This window comes from Staphylococcus cornubiensis (assembly GCF_900183575.1).
GTDB lineage: Bacteria > Bacillota > Bacilli > Staphylococcales > Staphylococcaceae > Staphylococcus > Staphylococcus cornubiensis.
In genome coordinates this window covers 50,320-68,368 of record NZ_FXUZ01000007.1, presented here as the reverse complement: position 1 = coordinate 68,368, position 18,049 = coordinate 50,320, and the positions used below count along the sequence as shown (strand labels likewise).

The window sequence follows — 18,049 nt, the reverse complement described above, 5'->3', positions numbered from 1 at the left end:
AAGAGACGGGGAATCGCTCCTCGTCTCTTCTATATTAAATGATTTAGATTACATTTTAACAACGTTTGCTGCTTGAACACCACGTTCGCCTTCAACGATATCAAAGTCAACATTTTGACCTTCTTCTAATGATTTGTATCCGTCTCCAACGATTGCTGAGAAATGTACAAATACATCGTCGCCGTTTTCTCTTTCAATAAATCCAAAAACTTTTTCTGCGTTAAACCATTTTACTGTACCGTTATTCATATAGAATACCTCCACGTGCTTTTGCACAAATATTTGCAATAAATTCATTGATTAAAAAAAGGATATTCTAAACAAATACACTACATTTAAATTCAAGTTCTTTTATTACGATAACCTAACTAATCTTAGTATGTTTATTATTTTTCATTCCTTGAAAATAGCAACATAAAACACCTTTGAAGTCAGGCACACCTAGGTACGAAACCATTTTATCACACCAGTTTTCTGGTTGATTTCAAAAGTCCAGCTGTTAAATTGATCGTAATATTTAAGTAACGTCTACTAATATAACCCGTACAATGATGTTGGGGTTATATTAAACCAATTGATGAGCTAGAAGTTCAATCAAATCGTCAAAAAATGTGGTGATATTTCAATATAAGTAAAGAAACGTGTTTTCATCAAAATATAAATGATTATAATAATAAAAAATATATTAAAAAATAGTGACAGTTTTTAAAAAATGTCATATAATAATAAAAAATGTAAAATGAGGGGGGAAATTATAAGATGTCTAATAGCTTTAACAATGTATTTTTGACTCTGTATTTGTGGTTTAAAACTCAAATGGAAGAAATAGTGGAAAGTTTTCATATTAAATTTGAAAAAAATATAGAAAATCGCTGGTTTTGGTTAATTGTGGCATTTGTTGTTATTGTTGCTATAGTTGGATATGCATACTACTGTACTAGTAAAGGATATAGCTTTAATGGTAATTTTAAAATACATTGGCCGAAAGTTTGGCAAATGGGAATAGGTTGAAAAAAGTAATAATTTGTAATTATGTTAAAATTAAAGAATATTAGCAAAAAATTTGATAAAAAGGAAGTATTGAGTGATTTAAATACTTCCTTTTCTAATACTGGTATTTCTATCATTGTAGGCATAAATGGCAGTGGTAAGACAACATTATTAAATTTAATCACAACTTTAATCAAACCAGACAGTGGTACCATTTTTATTGATGAAAATCCTCTTGGAAGTCAAAAATATAAAAGTGAAATATTTTATATCCCATCAGATTTTTATTTGCCAGAATACATGACTGGAGAAGAATATTTTTTATTAATTAGCAAAGTTTATTCGAATAACTTTGTTTATAATAAAAACTATTTTTACTTTCTAGCTGAAAAATTTGACTTAAAAAGTTTTTTAGAAAAAACTATTGAAACTTATTCATATGGAATGAAAAAGAAATTGCAAATTTGTATAGCTATGACTATAAAAACAAATTTTTTATTAGCTGATGAATTAACTAATGGTCTAGATTTTGAATCTACTATTTTGTTAGAGAATCTTTTAGAAAAAGAGGGGGAAAAACGTAAAATCATTTTAATTTCACACGCCATTAATTTTATTTCAAAATTTCCTGATGATATTAGAATTTTAGAAAATGGTAATTTATATCCATATCAAGGAGATTTGTCGTTACTAGAAGACAATTTGATTTCTAAAGGTGATTTAAGTGATAAAGTCAAATCAATTAAACAATATCATATTAATAATTAATTTTTTGTTTCGAGAAATTTTCAAAAGTATTGTCAATAATAATTTCTTCAAAAGTAAAATTAATAGAGCTATCTTCTTTACTCTAGGTATACTTGCTTATATCGGTTATATCTATATTAATATTTCTCAGTTTTACATCTTTAATAGCAGTGATGATATACGTCTTGCTAAGCAGTTAGTAAGTAGCTTTGTAAATGTCACTATCATAACGAGCGGTTTAATATATTTATTTATTGATATAACATTTAATTTAAGCTCAAGATCGTTGTTCTTACTTAAATGTTTACCTTTTAGTCTAAAAGAAATTAGTATAGCTAAGGTGACTTTTAAATTATTTCTTTCAATGTTGATTTATGAAGTTATTATTATTGTTGCATTGCCATTATTTACATTGACGCATATGAGTGTAATTCAATTTATTGAGATATTTATCATTATCCATCTTATTATGTTCGATTGTTTTTTAGTACTAGAAATAATAGTACATAGATTGCTAATGAAGTATATCCCAAACATTTTAGGATATACTATATACACTTGTTCGATTATATCTTTCTGTGTACTATATTTTGTCCATTTAAGATTCAAAATCGATATGTGGGTATATCATTCACCCTATCATATAAATTTTATGTTATTTATTTTGTTAATAGCTTCTATAATCATGCTTTTTGGATCTATAATCACTTTATATCTATCCAGTGAGAGTGATACCTCTTATATAATGAGAAATTATTTAAACATCTGGTTGAGTATAGATGGCACTGTATTTAATGTCATATTTTTAGCAATAATTAGACAAAAGAAACTTGTTTATATTTTCTTTTTAACTATTTTAGCTTCTGTACTAGGTCTCATTTATTTTGGTTGGACTCAATCGTTACAAATTTTTTATTTCTTATACCCTTCGATGTTAGTTGTAGGTATATTTTATGCTAGTTCAACATATAAGGTAAGAAAGTTTTTTAATTTATATAGAATATCAATAATGAAAGAGTTTATGTACTTAGTTATAAGTCAAATAGTATTAGTATTACCAATGGCTTTACTCCCAATGATTGTTGATTTACCTATGAATTATATTTATATAGGATTTATGGTAATCACTTTAACTATAATCTCGGGCTTTATATTTCCAGCATTTGAAAGTTCAATTAACGAATCAACTTCTAGTTTATTAACTTTTTTTATTGTAATAATGATTTCTTTTCTATTATCAAAACCACAATACTTAATTTTAGTATTTTTAATGATTTTAGGTACTGAATTCGTATGTATTTATAGAGAGAGGAAGGGGATATTTAATGAGAATAGCTAAATTATTGACTACAAGTTTTATAATATGGTTGATTTTATTTTTAATAGATTATTTATATGAACTATTTCAAATAAGTGAATCAGGAGAAAGAGTTACTCTAATGGGCTTGAAAATTGAATCTCACATCACAAAAGATGAAATTAATTCTTATTTCTCTTTAACACCTAAATTGTTATTAAGTTTTATCATAGTCCTAATAAGCGTTTCTATCATATATTTTTTAGCAACGAAGCTTAATAAGGATAAAAAAATTGAATGAGTTTAATTATTGTTATACTGAAAATATTGTTTGATTTCTTGTTCGTTGCTTTTATTCATGAAAGTACACATTTTATCTGCGCTAAGTTATATCGTAGAAAGGATATAAAATTAAATGTGAACAAGCTTTTCGTTGTTTCTGTTAGTTATCAAAACAATCATAATGCTTTTCAAAATTTAGTCATTGCAACATCTGCGCCTTTGATATGTGTAAGTTTAGGCTTAATTTTATTAATACTAGGTTATCTCAACATTTTAACCTTAGTTTTTTTGTCTAATATTTTCAACTTTTTTACCTGTTACACTAGATGGTCAAATAATTTTAATTTCAATAATTAATATTTTGAAAAGTAACAATAACGATGAATGATTTGTACAAGACACTCCCTGTAATGTTTTACTCTATAAAAATGTGCTTAATGCAGATACTTTAGTAAAATGAGAGATATAAATGGGGTCAAAAAATGCAGGGAAATAGCGTAGTGCAAAATACTATTTTACCTGCATTTTTTGATATACAAGCTAAAAATAATCGAAAAAAACACAAAAAAGAGACGAGGCGTAATGCCTCGTCTCTTCTATATTAAATGATTGAGATTACATTTTAACAACGTTTGCTGCTTGAGCACCACGTTCGCCTTCAACGATATCAAAGTCAACATTTTGACCTTCTTCTAATGATTTGTATCCGTCTCCAACGATTGCAGAGAAATGTACAAATACATCGTCGCCGTTTTCTCTTTCAATAAATCCAAAACCTTTTTCTGCGTTAAACCATTTTACTGTACCGTTATTCATATAGAATACCTCCACGTGCTTTTGCACAAATATTTGCAATAAATTCATTGATTAAAAAAGAGGATATTCTAAACAAATACACTACATTTAAATTCAAGTTCTTTTATTACGATAACCTAACTATACGCCCTAGTTTGAATAAAGTAAAGCATTATTAATTGAGATGGCACGAAAATAGAGGCTAAAAACACCTCTCAAGTCGGGCGCACGTAAGTACGAAAAAATTTGAAAAAAGATTGAATTAAGCACTTTTGCAAACTAGATTCACATGCTTTTGACTCTGAAACACAATGAGAAAGATAAGTGGACGACAAAAATAGCAAACGTGCAATATCGAAATGGACAGTTAGAGTGGGGCGTAGTATATTTAAATAAAATATAGTAGTTACTTTTTGGTGGGCATACTTTTAACCTAATAAATGTCGGAATATTCTAAAACGATGAAGATAAGTACACGGGCTACTGCAATTACTGACATAGTGAGTAAGAGAGTGGGTTTTTCATGTAATAAGGCATGCCATTCATTCTATTTGCATCATAGAATTGTCACAAGTCAAAGATGATTACACATTAACTATAAAGGGATGAAACAAATGAATTTTTTAGTTGGAATCTTACTGTCGTTATTTATTTTTGTCACAGGTGTTCTCTTTATGAAATTTAACCACACATTTTGGAATAATCCTTTGCTGCTCATTTTTAAAAATAGAACTTATGTGAATCAAATAACAGGAAAGTCGTTCATGATTTTAAGTCCTGTGTACTTCATTATTGCTCTCTTATATCACTGGACGGTTTCAAATTTGGTTGTACTGTACTTAGTTTTAATCCTCATTGATTTCATTGTCGTTGGTTTGGTGATTCATTCGAAAAATAGAAAAAATGTTAAAGTACAATAACTTTATACAAATCAGTAAAGGTACTTAAAGTTCACAAAACATGAATTTTGAATGCCTTTTTCTATAGTTGATATTTCGGTAAAGTGGGGGATAAATCACATAACAGAGTGATAGCATTAAAACAAAATGTGCCATTCACTTGTTTTCACAATACATTCAACTGTTTTTTTAGAGATAGCAGAGAATTGATCTCGTGTTGAGATAAAACGAGATGGACATCTAAAAAGTAACAACCGATTGCGTGGTCTATTAATGAATCGAGGAAAATATCCATGCATGTCAATTTTTACTATACTCAGCTCTAGCTATCTTGCTATTGTCACCGCACCCTGTATATGTAACTCCAAAGACTCCAAACCGCCCAACTCCCAAAAACCCCCAAATAAAAAAGCCAATGCACAAACCGTACATTGACCTCAAGCGTTATTTAGACTCATATCTCATCTTCTTTTTGGACTGTTTCACCCAATATGGCAAACGTTCCTCTAATGTTCGAAACCCATATTTCTCAGTTTCCTGAATTTCATCCAATACTGAATATTTACCTTTTTTACGCTCATAATTTTTAAAATAATCATTATCCTTCAGAGATAAATTTAACTTTCCGTTTTGATCAATAGAGATGATTTTGGCTTTCACAGTTTGACCTGGTGACAAAAGCTTTTTTAAATTATGTACATAATCATCCATGATTTCGGATATATGAATGAGTCCTTCAGTACTGTCAGGGGTCTCGACGAAAGCGCCGTAGGGTTGAATACCAGTCACGCGTACTTTGACATGTTGTCCAACACGATACTGTCTTTTCAACATTCATAACCCCTTATCGATTAGTTTTTAACATTTTTATCATAGCACATATTTTGAGAATCTCCTAACTATTCGTTGTTCAATATTGATATTTTAATTGATACAAAAATAGCCTAAAAAGTGTATGGGTTTAGTATGAATAATGAGATGATAAGTATAGGAAAAGTCACTATTTACAAGATAAAGACTATTGCAAAATCAAGGTTAAAAAGGCTATAATTGCTTATAAATGAAAGCGCTTAATCACTACTGGTTAATTCAAAATGACTCGTGGTGTGATTGCGTCATGACATGTGAAATAAATGGCTTTTGAGGTAACGTAATTAAGTGTTTTCTTTTACAAATATGTTATGAATATGTCATGATAGATGTAAGGGTTTTCTTATCATAAACAAAGGAGGATTTTTAAATGATTCCATATCAACACGAACCATTTACAGATTTTACGAAAGAGGAAAATCGCGAAGCTTACTTTCGTGCATTAGAAAAAGTTGAAGGTGAACTTGGGAAAGAATATCCATTAATTATTGGTGGAGAACGTGTATTCACTGAAGATAAAACACGTGTATACAACCCTTCAAACCGCGAAGAAACAATCGGCTATGTTTCGAAAGCAACGAAAGCGCATGCTCAACAAGCGTTAGATGCAGCAAAAGAAGCATTTAAAACTTGGAGAAAAGTTGATCCAAAAGTACGCGCGAATATTTTATTCAGAGCAGCTGAAATTACGCGTAAACGTAAGCATGAATTTTCTGCGTTACTTTCAAAAGAGGGCGGCAAACCTTGGAAAGAGGCAGATGCAGATACAGCGGAAGCGATTGACTTTATGGAATATTATGGTCGTCAAATGCTTGAACTTAAAGACGGTAAACATGTAAACAGCCGTCCTGGTGAATACAACCAATTTGATTACTTACCTGTAGGTGTGAGTGTTGTCATTTCTCCATGGAACTTTGCTTATGCGATTATGGCGGGCACAACATCAGCGCCACTTGTAACAGGGAATACAGTGTTGTTAAAACCGTCTTCTAATACACCGATTATTTCATATAAATTTATGGAAGTTTTAGAAGAAGCAGGTTTACCTAAAGGGGTAGTAAACTGGATTCCTGGTTCTTCAAGAGAGATTGGTGACTTCTTAATTGAAAACAAAGATGTGGGTCTCATTTCATTTACAGGTTCTAAAAAAGTTGGTAAAGAAATTATCCAAAAAGCATCCGTGATTCAAGAAGGTCAAAACCATATCAAACGTGTCATTGCTGAAATGGGCGGTAAAGATGCAATCATCGTTGACAACGAAGCAGATTTACAAGTTGCGACAGATGCGATTGTTTACTCAGCATTCGGTTTCTCTGGTCAAAAATGTTCAGCATGTTCACGTGTTATCGCGCACCAAGATATTTATGATGAATTGTTAGAGCGCGTTAAAGAAGAAACTGAAAAAATTAAAGTAGGTAATGCTGCAGAGCCTGATACGTATGTCGGCCCAGTCATTGACCAAAAATCTTTAGATAAAATTAAAAACTACATCGAAATTGGTAAAGAAGAAGGTCGTCTTGTAACAGGTGGTAATACAGATGAAGAAGTGGGTAACTTTGTATATCCAACAATCTTTGCTGATTTAGATCCAAATTCTCGCGTGATGCAAGAAGAAATTTTCGGCCCAGTTGTAGGTTTCACTAAAGTTAAAGACTTTGATGAAGCAATTGATGTCGCAAATGATACAGAATACGGTTTGACAGGTGCAGTCATTTCAAATAACCGTATGAAATTAGAACAAGCGCGTCGTGACTTCATGGTCGGCAACCTTTACTTCAACCGTGGCTGTACAGGCGCAGTTGTAGGTTACCAACCATTCGGTGGCTTCAAAATGTCAGGTACAGACTCAAAAGCAGGTGGACCAGACTACTTAGTATTACACATGCAAGGTCGTTCAGTATCAGAACATCTATAATGATGAATTAAATAACAGAAATGTACAGAGCATCGTGTTTTGTACTGATGTAGGGTAAATCATTTATGAGCACCGTTCACTACTTGAATGATAGGTATTGAATGATACTATTGATCGATTTGCCCTACACTTTCATGTCAACCGATATGAGTCGTATTTTTAAGGAGGAGATTGCATGGTAACAAAATCTGAAGAGATCATTGAAAAAACAAATCATTATGGGGCGCACAACTATTTACCACTTCCAATCGTCATTGCTGAAGCTGAAGGCGTATGGGTAAAGGACCCAGAAGGCAATCGTTACATGGACATGTTAGCGGCATATTCAGCAGTTAACCAAGGCCACCGTCATCCAAAAATCATCCAAGCTGTCAAAGAACAAGCCGATCGTGTGACACTCGTTTCACGTGCTTTCCACAGCGACAACTTAGGTGAATGGTATGAAAAAATTTGTGAATTGTCAGGTAAAGATAAAGCATTACCGATGAACACAGGTGCAGAAGCAGTTGAGACAGCATTAAAAGCTGCACGACGTTGGGCATATGAAGTGAAAGGTATTAAACCAAATGAAGCAGAAATTATTGCGATGGTTGGCAACTTCCACGGACGCACAATGGCGCCTGTATCACTTTCTTCAGAAAAAGAGTATCAACGCGGTTATGGTCCACTTTTAGAAGGTTTCCAAAATGTTGAATTTGGTAACATTGAAAGCTTAAAAGCTGCTATTAATGAAAATACTGCAGCTGTACTCATTGAACCGATTCAAGGTGAGGCAGGGATTAACATTCCACCAGAAGGCTATTTAAAAGCAGTACGTGAATTGTGTGACGAACACAATGTATTATTCATTGCAGACGAAATTCAAGCTGGTTTAGGTCGTACAGGTAAGTTATTTGCGACAGATTGGGACGATGTGAAGCCAGATGTATACATTTTAGGTAAAGCACTTGGGGGCGGTGTATTACCAATTTCTGTCGTTCTTGCAGATAATGAAGTGCTTGATGTTTTTACGCCAGGTTCTCATGGTTCTACTTTTGGGGGCAATCCATTAGCATGTGCCGCTTCTCTTGCTGCGCTTGACGTGATTGTAGACGAAGATTTACCAGGTCGCTCACTTGAACTCGGTGAATATTTCAAAAAGGCATTACTTGAAATCGATCATCCAGCAATTAAAGAAGTACGTGGTCGCGGTCTATTTATCGGTGTGGAATTACATGAAGATGCACGTCCTTATTGCGAACGTCTTAAAGATGAAGGGCTTTTATGTAAAGAAACACATGATACAGTCATTCGATTTGCACCACCATTAGTCATTACAAAAGAAGAGCTAGATTTTGCGATTGAAAAAGTGAAAAAGGTATTCGCACAAGGGTAAAAAGTTAATCATCTCATTTGAGCGGAAACCACTTTAAAATAAAAATGCTTATGTTACAATACGAATGTAAGCGAAAACAATAGTAGGAAAAAGAGGCGAAATGGATCATGGCTGAAAAAAATAATTTAGTGACGTCAACGCAAGGCATCATTAAGGAAGCAATGCATAAATTAGGCTTTGATGATGGTATGTATGAACTAATCAAAGAACCTTTAAGATTTTTGACAGTACGTATTCCAGTAAGAATGGATGACGGTACAGTCAAAACATTTACAGGTTACCGCGCGCAACACAACGATGCAGTTGGACCAACTAAAGGTGGGGTACGTTTCCATCCAGATGTTGATGAAGAAGAAGTAAAAGCATTGTCAATGTGGATGACATTAAAATGTGGTATTGTCGATTTACCATACGGTGGTGGTAAAGGTGGTATCGTTTGTGACCCACGTCAAATGAGTATTCATGAGGTAGAACGTTTATCTCGTGGTTATGTGCGTGCGATTTCACAAATTGTTGGACCGACGAAAGATATCCCAGCGCCAGACGTATTTACAAACTCTCAAATCATGGCATGGATGATGGATGAATATAGCCAAATGGACGAATTTAACTCTCCAGGCTTTATTACAGGTAAACCTATCGTATTAGGTGGTTCACAAGGTCGAGACCGCTCAACAGCATTAGGTGTGGTTATCGCAATTGAAGAAGCAGCAAAACGTCGCGGTAAATCTATTGAAGGTTCACGTATTGTGATTCAAGGTTTCGGTAACGCAGGAAGCTTTTTAGCGAAGTTCTTATACGATAAAGGTGCGAAAATTGTAGGTATTTCAGATGCTTACGGTGCGCTTCATGACCCAGAAGGATTAGACATCGACTACTTATTAGATCGTCGTGATAGTTTTGGTACTGTGACAAACTTATTTGAAGATACCATTTCAAATAAAGAGTTATTTGAATTAGACTGCGATATTTTAGTACCAGCAGCCATTGCAAACCAAATTACTGCAGACAACGCAGCAGACATTAAAGCTGAAATTGTTGTAGAAGCAGCCAATGGACCTACAACGCCAGAAGCGACAAAAATTTTAACTGAACGTGGTATTTTATTAGTGCCAGACGTACTTGCAAGTGCTGGTGGCGTAACGGTTTCATACTTTGAATGGGTACAAAATAACACAGGTTATTATTGGACAGAAGATGAAGTCAATGAAAAATTACGCGAAAAATTAGTGAATGCGTTCGATACGATTTATAGCTTATCTGAAAATCGTAAAATTGACATGCGTTTAGCAGCCTATATTGTCGGTATTAAGCGTACTGCAGAAGCGGCACGTTATCGTGGTTGGGCATAAAAAAATAGATAGCAAAGCAGAGACACTGAATTTGTGCATCTCTGCTTTTTTTATACCTTTAACACAAAATGAACTTTTGGTAGACATCATCGTTCATAAAAATTGCTCGTCTTTTTACTGAATGGCTATAAGGAACAATTAACGCATAGAAATATGAAAATTCATTCTAAAACATCAGGAGGAAACAACAATGAATAGAAGTACGTTCACACTCATCATCGCAACCATTTTTACAGTAGCAGGTATCACATTTGCGACGAAGCATGAATGGCTCATTGCTGCAGTGTTCATCATCATCGGCGTAATTTATGTCATCAAAGGGATGAAAAGAGGCCAATCTAAAAAGTAACATTGATAGCGATAATTGAAATCGTGAGTTTGTGTTTTAAATTGGAAAAGTGAAATTCAAAATAGCCTGTGGATGGGATATAAAATTTTTTAATTGTCTAACCTTGATATATTTTCATCAAATTGCTCTAAGGAGGCTTGGAACGCGAAGCCATGAGGGCAATCAAAAACACAATTCATCGCGAAAGGGCAAGTTAAACAAAATAATGCATCAATAGCATAAAAAATTTTTATTCCCATTCATCTTAATTGATTTTATATTTCCGTATTTTGATTTTCGTCCATCGTAGGAGAGGGGCTGGGAAACGCAATTGTGTCCCGGCCCCTGGCTATTTCTATTTTGTAGTAAATGAAAAAGGGACGTGTTTATTGTTGGATTAACGTGCGATACACATCTGGGTAGTTCGTAAATACACCTGTCACACCATAGCGGTTTAAACGTGCCATAGTGTTAGCATCGTTCACAGTATAAGGATGGATATAAAACCCTTGTTGACGCAGTGCACGTGTGTTTTTGGCAGTTAAATCATGATAGTCCGGACCCAAACCAACTGCATAACTTTGAATATTTTGTAAATCAGTTGAGGATTGGCGTGGAAGCTCGCCTTTATCTAACAGTTGTACAAGTGGAATATAAGGATTTAGGTGATGCACTTTTTTTAGACTTTCTCTTGAAAAGGATTGAATGACAACTTTACCATTGCTTAAATTGTTTTTACAGTCGAGACCGTGTTGATGTAACTTTTGAAGCAGTTTTTCTTCCATTCCTGGATATACATCCGGTGATTTCGTTTCAATGTAATAATTGGCTTGCGTACCATAACGGTTGAAAATTTCATCGAGCGTTGGCACTTGTTGACCTACATATTGTGGGTTTTGATATTCTGGAAATTTCTGATTGAACCACGATCCTGCATCTAACTTTTTTAATTCAGCCAATGTGTAGTGGTCCACACGGCCAATTCCATTTGTCGTACGGTCAACTTTATCATCATGCATAGCGACTAAATGACCGTCTTTCGTCATTTGTAAATCAATTTCTAAATAATCAGCTCCCATTTCGTTAAGGCTTTTGTCATAAGAAGCAAAAGTATGTTCAGGGGCATAACCACTTGCACCACGATGACCAATATTGACATGAGGTTTGTTTAATACATTATGTTGGCCTGGTGACAGTGGTGTAGCTTGATGGTGTTGGGCAGTGCTTTGAGGTGATTCTGCATTTGTATTGTCAGCAAGCGCGTTGGCACCTACAATGAGTGACCCGATCAAAACCGATGATGCTAATAAATGTGATGTGACTTTCATATTGACGCCTCCTTAAATAATGGTGTTATTTTTAGCATAGAGAAAATTCAAAAAAACGGCAATAGTCTTAATTCAAAAATTACTTTATCTTTATGTTTGAAATGATGGCCACACATTCAATTAAAAGGAGACGTTAAATTATAAGAAGGCGTATGTTAGGGGATATTTCAACGCAATAACGCCTGATCAAACTTTGTTACAGTTTAATCAGGCGAGGATATGTTTTTGAGAGCTGCATCACAGGCACCATAGCACACCTATGAATTATGCGTTTGTATGATGGCGTTCTATAAGTGTCTTTGCGACTTTGATTTGATGACGAACAGCGTCTTGACCTGTGGCACCATAGCTTTGACGACGTTTGACCGCTTCATCAGGTTGTAAATATTGATAAATATCTGCTTCAATTTTGGCATGATGTGTTTGGTACACGTCTAATGGGACATCGAGTAAATACATCTCATGTTGAATTGCCCACAGGACGAGTTTACCAACGATTTCATGTGCTTCTCTAAATGGGATGCCTTTCGTGACAAGATAGTCCGCTAACTCAGTCGCATTCGAAAAGTCTTGGCGCACTGTTTCTTGTAAACGATCGGTATTGACAGTCATCGTTGCGACCATGCCGTCAAAGATGCGGAGTGACCCTTTAATCGTTTCAATCGCATCAAATAAGCCTTCTTTATCTTCCTGCATATCTTTATTATAAGCGAGTGGCAATCCTTTTAATGTCATCAATAGACCGACGAGATGTCCCGTTGTACGACCGACTTTACCACGAATGAGTTCAGCCATATCTGGATTTTTCTTTTGTGGCATAATTGAAGAACCTGTTGAAAATCCGTCCGACAATGTGATGAATTTTGCTTCTTCTGATGACCAAAAGATAATTTCTTCAGCAAAACGAGACAGGTGAATCATCGTTAAGTTAATATTGTTCAACGTTTCAACAATATAGTCACGATCACTTACGGCATCGATACTGTTTTCATATAATGCACTAAAACCGAGTAATGCTTGCGTTTCATGACGGTCAATCGGATACGTCGTCCCACTTAAAGCTGCGGCGCCTAAAGGAGAGACATCAATACGTGCTAATGCTTCTTTAAAACGCGTTTGATCACGTTCGAGCATCCAGAAATACGTCATGATGTGATGTGCAAATGAAATCGGTTGTGCACGTTGAAGGTGTGTATAACCAGGCATGATCGTTTCTACATGTTGTTCTGCAAGTTGTAACAACGTTTGTTGAAAAGCATGAATATATTCAATGATGGTCTGAACTTCTTTTTTTGTATACAGATGCATATCCGTTGCCACTTGGTCATTACGACTACGACCGGTATGCAGTTTGCCGCCCACAGGACCAATACGTTTGATCAATTCATGTTCAACATTCAAATGGATGTCTTCTAAAGCGGTTTGAAATTCAATTTTCCCTTCATGAAAGTCGTGTTGAATAGCTTGTAATGTTTGAATGATCAACGTACTTTCTGATTCAGTTAAAATGTGTTGGTGTGCAAGCATTGTCGCGTGTGCAATGCTCCCTTGAATGTCTTCATCAATGAGTGTTTGATCGAAGTGAATCGACGCATTAAACGCATCGACCCACGCTTCTGGTTTCTCTTCAAATCTGCCGCCCCAAGCTTTTTTACTCATCCGCATAGCCTCCATGTAACATCGCATTCACTTGTGTAGGTAAACCGTAAATATCGATAAAGCCCACTGCTGATTGTTGATTGAAAGCATCTTCTTTCGTATAAGTCGCTAATTTTTCATTATAAAGTGTGTAAGGAGATTTTCTACCGTTTACAATGGCATGACCTTTAAACAATTTGACACGGACATCACCAGTGACAAATTTTTGTGTCTGATCGACAAACGTTTTGAGTGCATCTGTTAAAGGTGAGAACCATAAGCCGTTATACACTTGTTCTGCAAATTGTTTTTCAATAATCGGTTTAAAGTGTGCCACATCTTTCGTTAAAGTGATGGTTTCTAACGCTTGGTGTGCTTTAATAATGACTTCGGCACCAGGTGTTTCATATACTTCTCTTGATTTAATACCAACGAGACGGTTTTCAATATGGTCGATTCTACCGATACCGTGTTTTCCAGCAAGTTCATTTAAATACAAAATCAAGTCATCTAATGCATACTGCTGACCATCGATATGTGTCGGGATTCCTTGTTCAAATGAGATTAAAATTTCATCAGCTGTATCAGGCGTATCTTCTAACTCGCTTGTTAAGTCATAAGCATCTTGCGGTGGTGCAACATATGGATCTTCTAACACACCACATTCGTTACTACGACCCCATAAGTTTTGGTCAATTGAATACGGAGAATCTTTGCCAATTGGGACAGGAATATTGTGTTTTTTCGCATAATCAATTTCCTCTTCACGACTCCAACCCCATTCACGTACTGGTGCAATCACTTTGAGGTTTGGATCTAACGCTTTAATCGCCACTTCAAAACGTACTTGGTCATTGCCTTTTCCTGTACAGCCATGCGCAATCGCTACGGCATTCGTTTTGTGTGCAATTTCCACTAACTTTTTAGAAATAAGTGGGCGAGATAATGCCGAAACGAGTGGGTAAGTTTGTTCATACATTAAATTGCCTTTAATGGTATAGCCGACGTAATCTTCTGCAAATTCCTTCGTAGCATTAATGACATGAGATTCAATCGCACCCATGTCTAACGCTTTTTGATAAACAAGGTCTAAATCTTTTCCTTCGCCGACATCCAAACAGCATGCAATGACGTCATAACCTTGTTCGATTAACCATTGCACTGCCACACTTGTATCTAAACCACCTGAATATGCTAAAACCACTTTATCTTTCATCCTAGTCACCTCTGTTGAAAATTAAAATTTGATTAGCTTTACTATAACATAAATGAATTTATATGCAAATACCCAAATAAATATTCATAAAAAATGTATGTCAATTCATATGCTTGGGTAAGTCAATTGAATTTGTCGAAGCAACTTAGTAAAATGAACATATGTTAAGTTAAATTAGGAGGCAAAAGTGTATGACACATATCCAATTAGATTATCAAAAAGCTTTAAAATTTTTCGGTCAACACGAATTAGATCAGCAACAAGCTGCTGTTAAAGCAATTCACCGTACAATTCATGAAGGTACAGGTGCAGGAAGTGACTTCTTAGGATGGGTTGACCTACCAGTTAATTACGATAAAGAAGAATTTTCACGTATTAAAGAAGCAGCAAAACAAGTACAATCACATTCAGATGTACTTGTCGTAATCGGTATTGGTGGTTCGTACCTTGGTGCACGTTCAGCAATCGAAATGTTAACACCAGCATTCAAAAAAGATAGTGAATATCCTGAAATTATCTTTGCAGGAAACCACTTATCATCATCATATTTACAATCACTGATTGACTATTTAGCTGACAAAGACTATTCAGTTAACGTGATTTCTAAATCTGGTACAACAACTGAACCTGCAGTCGCTTTCCGTATTTTCAAAAAATTATTAGAAGAGAAATATGGTAAAGAAGAAGCCGTTAAACGTATTTTTGCAACAACTGACCAAGCAAAAGGTGCATTAAAACAACTTGCAACAAATGAAGGCTACGAAACATTTGTCGTACCTGATGATGTCGGCGGACGTTTCTCAGTATTAACTGCAGTAGGTTTATTACCGATTGCTGTTGCTGGTATTGATATCGACGCAATGATGGGCGGTGCAGCAAAAGCACGTGAAGAATTATCTTCTGATGATTTATCTTCAAACATCGCTTATCAATATGCATCAATCCGTAACATCCTTTACAACAAAGGTTACACAACAGAAATGTTAATCAACTATGAACCATCATTACAATACTTCAATGAATGGTGGAAACAATTATTTGGTGAATCAGAAGGTAAAGACTTAAAAGGCATCTATCCTTCAAGTGCCAACTTTACAACTGACTTACACTCATTAGGTCAATATGTACAAGAAGGTCGTCGTTTCTTAATCGAAACAGTCTTAAAAGTAGAAAATCCAGAACACGACATTACGATTGAAGAAGACGCGGATGACTTAGACGGCTTAAACTACTTAGCTGGTAAAACAGTTGATGAAGTCAATACAAAAGCATTCGAAGGAACTTTACTTGCGCATACTGACGGTGGCGTGCCTAACATGGTTGTTAAATTACCTCGTTTAGACGCTGAAACTTACGGTTATGTGGTATACTTCTTTGAATTAGCTGTGGCAATGAGCGGTTACCAATTAGGTGTGAACCCATTCAACCAACCAGGTGTAGAAGCTTATAAACAAAACATGTTTGCATTATTAGGTAAACCTGGATTTGAAGATAAGAAAAAAGATTTAGAAGCACGCTTATAATTTAACGTCGCTTTTGAATCGCATATGAATGAAAGACTGATGAGGCGTTGATGTCTTGTCAGTCTTTTTTTTACTTTGATGATGTGTGATTTGAAAAGTGGTTATTAAGCATGCCATACATAAAGGGGAATTACGCTGCGTCTAACTCAAATAGAAGTAAAAGTAATGAATGAAAAACTTTACGTACAAAATCATATGAAGTGTATCACTCAAATGTAAAAATTAACGATTTAAGAGAAATTTATGTTAATATATACGTTGTTATAGTGAATTTGATATGATAGGGAGTGCAAAATTGAAGTTTCTCATTAAGATGACATTCGCTGCGATAAGCGCATTTATCATTTTAGCCGTCATCGTATTATTTGTTGTGATTCCATATGAAGTCAAAAATCAGAACATGGCCACGACACTTCAGCCTCATGATCGGGTATTGGTTAACAAACTCGCACCACGCTTTGATGGAATACATCATCAAGATATCGTTGTGTACCAAGCAGCGGGTCAATATCGTGTTGGACGCGTGATTGGTGAACCTGGCCAATCGGTGGAATTTCAAAAAGGTCAATTGCGATTGGACCATTCGCCTGTTTCTGAATCGTATGTGCATCAACAAGATCAGAAGTCATGGTCATTGAGAGCGCTACCGAATTCAGAAAGTGATATCATTCCCCCGAACACGTATTTAATATTGAACGATCGTCGTGATGATGGTGCGGATTCGCGAGAGTTTGGTCTCATTAAGAAATCAAATATTGAAGGGAATTTATGGATACGTTATTATCCTTTTGATAGAATAACGACTCATTTTTAAAATAAGAGGTGTAAAACTGTGAAAAAAGAGACAATTGAATGGTTGCTGTCTATAGGATTAGCATTATTGATTGTAGGTTTACTGTATGCGTTTGTCATCAAACCATACAACATTAAAGGTGATTCGATGGACCCGACTTTAAAAGATGGGGAAAGAGTCATCGTTAACAAAATAGGGAAAACTTTAGGTCATTTAGATAATGGGAATGTCATTGTATTCCATGCAGATGAAGAACATGACTATGTTAAACGTATTATCGGTAAACCGGGAGACCATGTTGTTTATAAAAATGACCAACTCTACTTAAACGGTAAAAAAGTAGATGAACCTTATTTAGAATACAATCTTAAACATAAAACATATGACCAAATTACAGGTTCTTTCGATTCTAAAGACTTCCCAGGTAGTAACGGTGAAGCACAGATTCCGAAAGACAAGTATTTAGTTTTAGGTGACAACCGTGAAGTGAGTAAAGACAGTCGTGCTTTTGGTCTGATTGATAAAGACCAAATCGTAGGGAAAGTCGCATTTAGATTCTGGCCATTGAGTGAATTTAAAATCAACTTCAATCCGGATCACACAGATACACAAGAGTAATTATCAATGATAGCACATGATGAACAGACATCATGTAGCGATTCGATAACAAAAAATACTAAGCAAAAGCTGGGAAACTATGG

Annotated in this window: 17 protein-coding genes; 11 read left to right on the top strand and 6 right to left on the bottom strand. The window is 35.0% G+C overall.

Translation table 11 applies throughout. The features are described from left to right. Positions 1–48: 48 nt before the first annotated feature. Positions 49–249: a cold-shock protein gene (locus CCE82_RS08575; RefSeq protein WP_086428985.1), complete on the bottom strand. Its 201-nt coding sequence runs from the start codon at positions 247–249 to the stop codon at positions 49–51. Between the two features lie 510 nt (positions 250–759). Here CCE82_RS08575 and CCE82_RS08570 point away from each other — a divergent pair. The 4 genes from CCE82_RS08570 to CCE82_RS13370 all read left to right on the top strand — a co-directional run bounded on the left by CCE82_RS08570 (position 760) and on the right by CCE82_RS13370 (position 3,673). Then, entirely contained in the window at positions 760–1,011 is a 252-nt protein-coding gene (locus tag CCE82_RS08570; protein WP_206184388.1) for a hypothetical protein, read from the top strand. Positions 1,012–1,032: 21 nt separating this feature from the next. Beyond that, complete coding sequence (locus tag CCE82_RS08565) at positions 1,033–1,758, top strand: ATP-binding cassette domain-containing protein (RefSeq protein ID WP_086428984.1); 726 nt, start codon at positions 1,033–1,035, stop codon at positions 1,756–1,758. Positions 1,759–3,062: 1,304 nt separating this feature from the next. After that, on the top strand, positions 3,063–3,335 hold the full coding sequence (locus CCE82_RS08555; RefSeq protein WP_086428982.1) for a hypothetical protein: 273 nt from the start codon (positions 3,063–3,065) through the stop codon (positions 3,333–3,335). Continuing rightward, positions 3,332–3,673 carry a metalloprotease family protein gene (locus CCE82_RS13370; protein ID WP_119184407.1) on the top strand — a complete coding sequence of 114 codons (342 nt, stop codon included), beginning with the start codon at positions 3,332–3,334 and terminating at the stop codon, positions 3,671–3,673. The genes CCE82_RS08555 and CCE82_RS13370 overlap by 4 nt, the downstream gene beginning before the upstream one ends. Positions 3,674–3,931: 258 nt before the next feature. On the opposite strand, the gene CCE82_RS08550 is transcribed toward CCE82_RS13370, so the two are convergent. Both CCE82_RS08550 and ygs read right to left on the bottom strand, forming a co-directional pair. Next, positions 3,932–4,132: a cold-shock protein gene (locus tag CCE82_RS08550; protein WP_014614408.1), complete on the bottom strand. Its 201-nt coding sequence runs from the start codon at positions 4,130–4,132 to the stop codon at positions 3,932–3,934. Positions 4,133–5,454: 1,322 nt separating this feature from the next. Next, positions 5,455–5,844, bottom strand: a complete 390-nt coding sequence (gene ygs / locus CCE82_RS08540) for a S1 domain-containing post-transcriptional regulator Ygs (protein ID WP_019166970.1) — start codon at positions 5,842–5,844, stop codon at positions 5,455–5,457. 406 nt (positions 5,845–6,250) lie between these two features. Here ygs and pruA point away from each other — a divergent pair, with 406 nt between their 5' ends. The 4 genes from pruA to CCE82_RS13050 all read left to right on the top strand — a co-directional run bounded on the left by pruA (position 6,251) and on the right by CCE82_RS13050 (position 10,871). Continuing rightward, positions 6,251–7,795, top strand: a complete 1,545-nt coding sequence (pruA, locus tag CCE82_RS08535; RefSeq protein WP_086428980.1) for an L-glutamate gamma-semialdehyde dehydrogenase — start codon at positions 6,251–6,253, stop codon at positions 7,793–7,795. 175 nt (positions 7,796–7,970) lie between these two features. Then, positions 7,971–9,170 carry an ornithine--oxo-acid transaminase gene (locus CCE82_RS08530; protein WP_086428979.1) on the top strand — a complete coding sequence of 400 codons (1,200 nt, stop codon included), beginning with the start codon at positions 7,971–7,973 and terminating at the stop codon, positions 9,168–9,170. Between the two features lie 107 nt (positions 9,171–9,277). Beyond that, positions 9,278–10,522, top strand: coding sequence for a Glu/Leu/Phe/Val family dehydrogenase (locus tag CCE82_RS08525; protein WP_086428978.1), 1,245 nt, complete (start codon positions 9,278–9,280; stop codon positions 10,520–10,522). Between the two features lie 190 nt (positions 10,523–10,712). Beyond that, on the top strand, positions 10,713–10,871 hold the full coding sequence (locus CCE82_RS13050) for a hypothetical protein (protein WP_167370970.1): 159 nt from the start codon (positions 10,713–10,715) through the stop codon (positions 10,869–10,871). A gap of 365 nt (positions 10,872–11,236) precedes the next feature. On the opposite strand, the gene CCE82_RS08520 is transcribed toward CCE82_RS13050, so the two are convergent. The 3 genes from CCE82_RS08520 to CCE82_RS08510 all read right to left on the bottom strand — a co-directional run bounded on the left by CCE82_RS08520 (position 11,237) and on the right by CCE82_RS08510 (position 15,032). Next, positions 11,237–12,178: a glycerophosphodiester phosphodiesterase gene (locus tag CCE82_RS08520; RefSeq protein ID WP_086428977.1), complete on the bottom strand. Its 942-nt coding sequence runs from the start codon at positions 12,176–12,178 to the stop codon at positions 11,237–11,239. 264 nt (positions 12,179–12,442) lie between these two features. Further along, positions 12,443–13,837: an argininosuccinate lyase gene (gene argH, locus CCE82_RS08515; protein WP_086428976.1), complete on the bottom strand. Its 1,395-nt coding sequence runs from the start codon at positions 13,835–13,837 to the stop codon at positions 12,443–12,445. After that, positions 13,830–15,032 carry an argininosuccinate synthase gene (locus CCE82_RS08510; protein WP_086428975.1) on the bottom strand — a complete coding sequence of 401 codons (1,203 nt, stop codon included), beginning with the start codon at positions 15,030–15,032 and terminating at the stop codon, positions 13,830–13,832. The genes argH and CCE82_RS08510 overlap by 8 nt, the downstream gene beginning before the upstream one ends. A gap of 191 nt (positions 15,033–15,223) precedes the next feature. Here CCE82_RS08510 and CCE82_RS08505 point away from each other — a divergent pair, with 191 nt between their 5' ends. The 3 genes from CCE82_RS08505 to lepB (CCE82_RS08495) all read left to right on the top strand — a co-directional run bounded on the left by CCE82_RS08505 (position 15,224) and on the right by lepB (CCE82_RS08495) (position 17,966). Beyond that, complete coding sequence (locus tag CCE82_RS08505; RefSeq protein WP_086428974.1) at positions 15,224–16,555, top strand: glucose-6-phosphate isomerase; 1,332 nt, start codon at positions 15,224–15,226, stop codon at positions 16,553–16,555. A 295-nt stretch (positions 16,556–16,850) separates the two neighbouring features. Continuing rightward, a complete protein-coding gene (lepB, locus tag CCE82_RS08500; protein ID WP_206184387.1) occupies positions 16,851–17,369 on the top strand; it encodes a signal peptidase I in 519 nt (172 codons plus the stop codon). Positions 17,370–17,387: 18 nt separating this feature from the next. Beyond that, a complete protein-coding gene (gene lepB, locus CCE82_RS08495) occupies positions 17,388–17,966 on the top strand; it encodes a signal peptidase I (protein WP_086428973.1) in 579 nt (192 codons plus the stop codon). The last annotated feature ends 83 nt before the right edge of the window (positions 17,967–18,049 follow it).

What these genes read in the sequence shown, in the direction of transcription:
- ygs (WP_019166970.1), bottom strand. Translation starts at nt 5,844, where the DNA reads ATGTTGAAAAGACAGTATCGTGTTGGACAACATGTCAAAGTACGCGTG.
- pruA (WP_086428980.1), top strand. Translation starts at nt 6,251, where the DNA reads ATGATTCCATATCAACACGAACCATTTACAGATTTTACGAAAGAGGAA.
- CCE82_RS08510 (WP_086428975.1), bottom strand. Translation starts at nt 15,032, where the DNA reads ATGAAAGATAAAGTGGTTTTAGCATATTCAGGTGGTTTAGATACAAGT.
- CCE82_RS08530 (WP_086428979.1), top strand. Translation starts at nt 7,971, where the DNA reads ATGGTAACAAAATCTGAAGAGATCATTGAAAAAACAAATCATTATGGG.
- CCE82_RS08525 (WP_086428978.1), top strand. Translation starts at nt 9,278, where the DNA reads ATGGCTGAAAAAAATAATTTAGTGACGTCAACGCAAGGCATCATTAAG.
- CCE82_RS13050 (WP_167370970.1), top strand. Translation starts at nt 10,713, where the DNA reads ATGAATAGAAGTACGTTCACACTCATCATCGCAACCATTTTTACAGTA.
- CCE82_RS08520 (WP_086428977.1), bottom strand. Translation starts at nt 12,178, where the DNA reads ATGAAAGTCACATCACATTTATTAGCATCATCGGTTTTGATCGGGTCA.
- CCE82_RS08565 (WP_086428984.1), top strand. Translation starts at nt 1,033, where the DNA reads ATGTTAAAATTAAAGAATATTAGCAAAAAATTTGATAAAAAGGAAGTA.
- CCE82_RS08505 (WP_086428974.1), top strand. Translation starts at nt 15,224, where the DNA reads ATGACACATATCCAATTAGATTATCAAAAAGCTTTAAAATTTTTCGGT.
- CCE82_RS08550 (WP_014614408.1), bottom strand. Translation starts at nt 4,132, where the DNA reads ATGAATAACGGTACAGTAAAATGGTTTAACGCAGAAAAAGGTTTTGGA.
- CCE82_RS08570 (WP_206184388.1), top strand. Translation starts at nt 760, where the DNA reads ATGTCTAATAGCTTTAACAATGTATTTTTGACTCTGTATTTGTGGTTT.
- argH (WP_086428976.1), bottom strand. Translation starts at nt 13,837, where the DNA reads ATGAGTAAAAAAGCTTGGGGCGGCAGATTTGAAGAGAAACCAGAAGCG.
- CCE82_RS08575 (WP_086428985.1), bottom strand. Translation starts at nt 249, where the DNA reads ATGAATAACGGTACAGTAAAATGGTTTAACGCAGAAAAAGTTTTTGGA.
- CCE82_RS13370 (WP_119184407.1), top strand. Translation starts at nt 3,332, where the DNA reads ATGAGTTTAATTATTGTTATACTGAAAATATTGTTTGATTTCTTGTTC.
- CCE82_RS08555 (WP_086428982.1), top strand. Translation starts at nt 3,063, where the DNA reads ATGAGAATAGCTAAATTATTGACTACAAGTTTTATAATATGGTTGATT.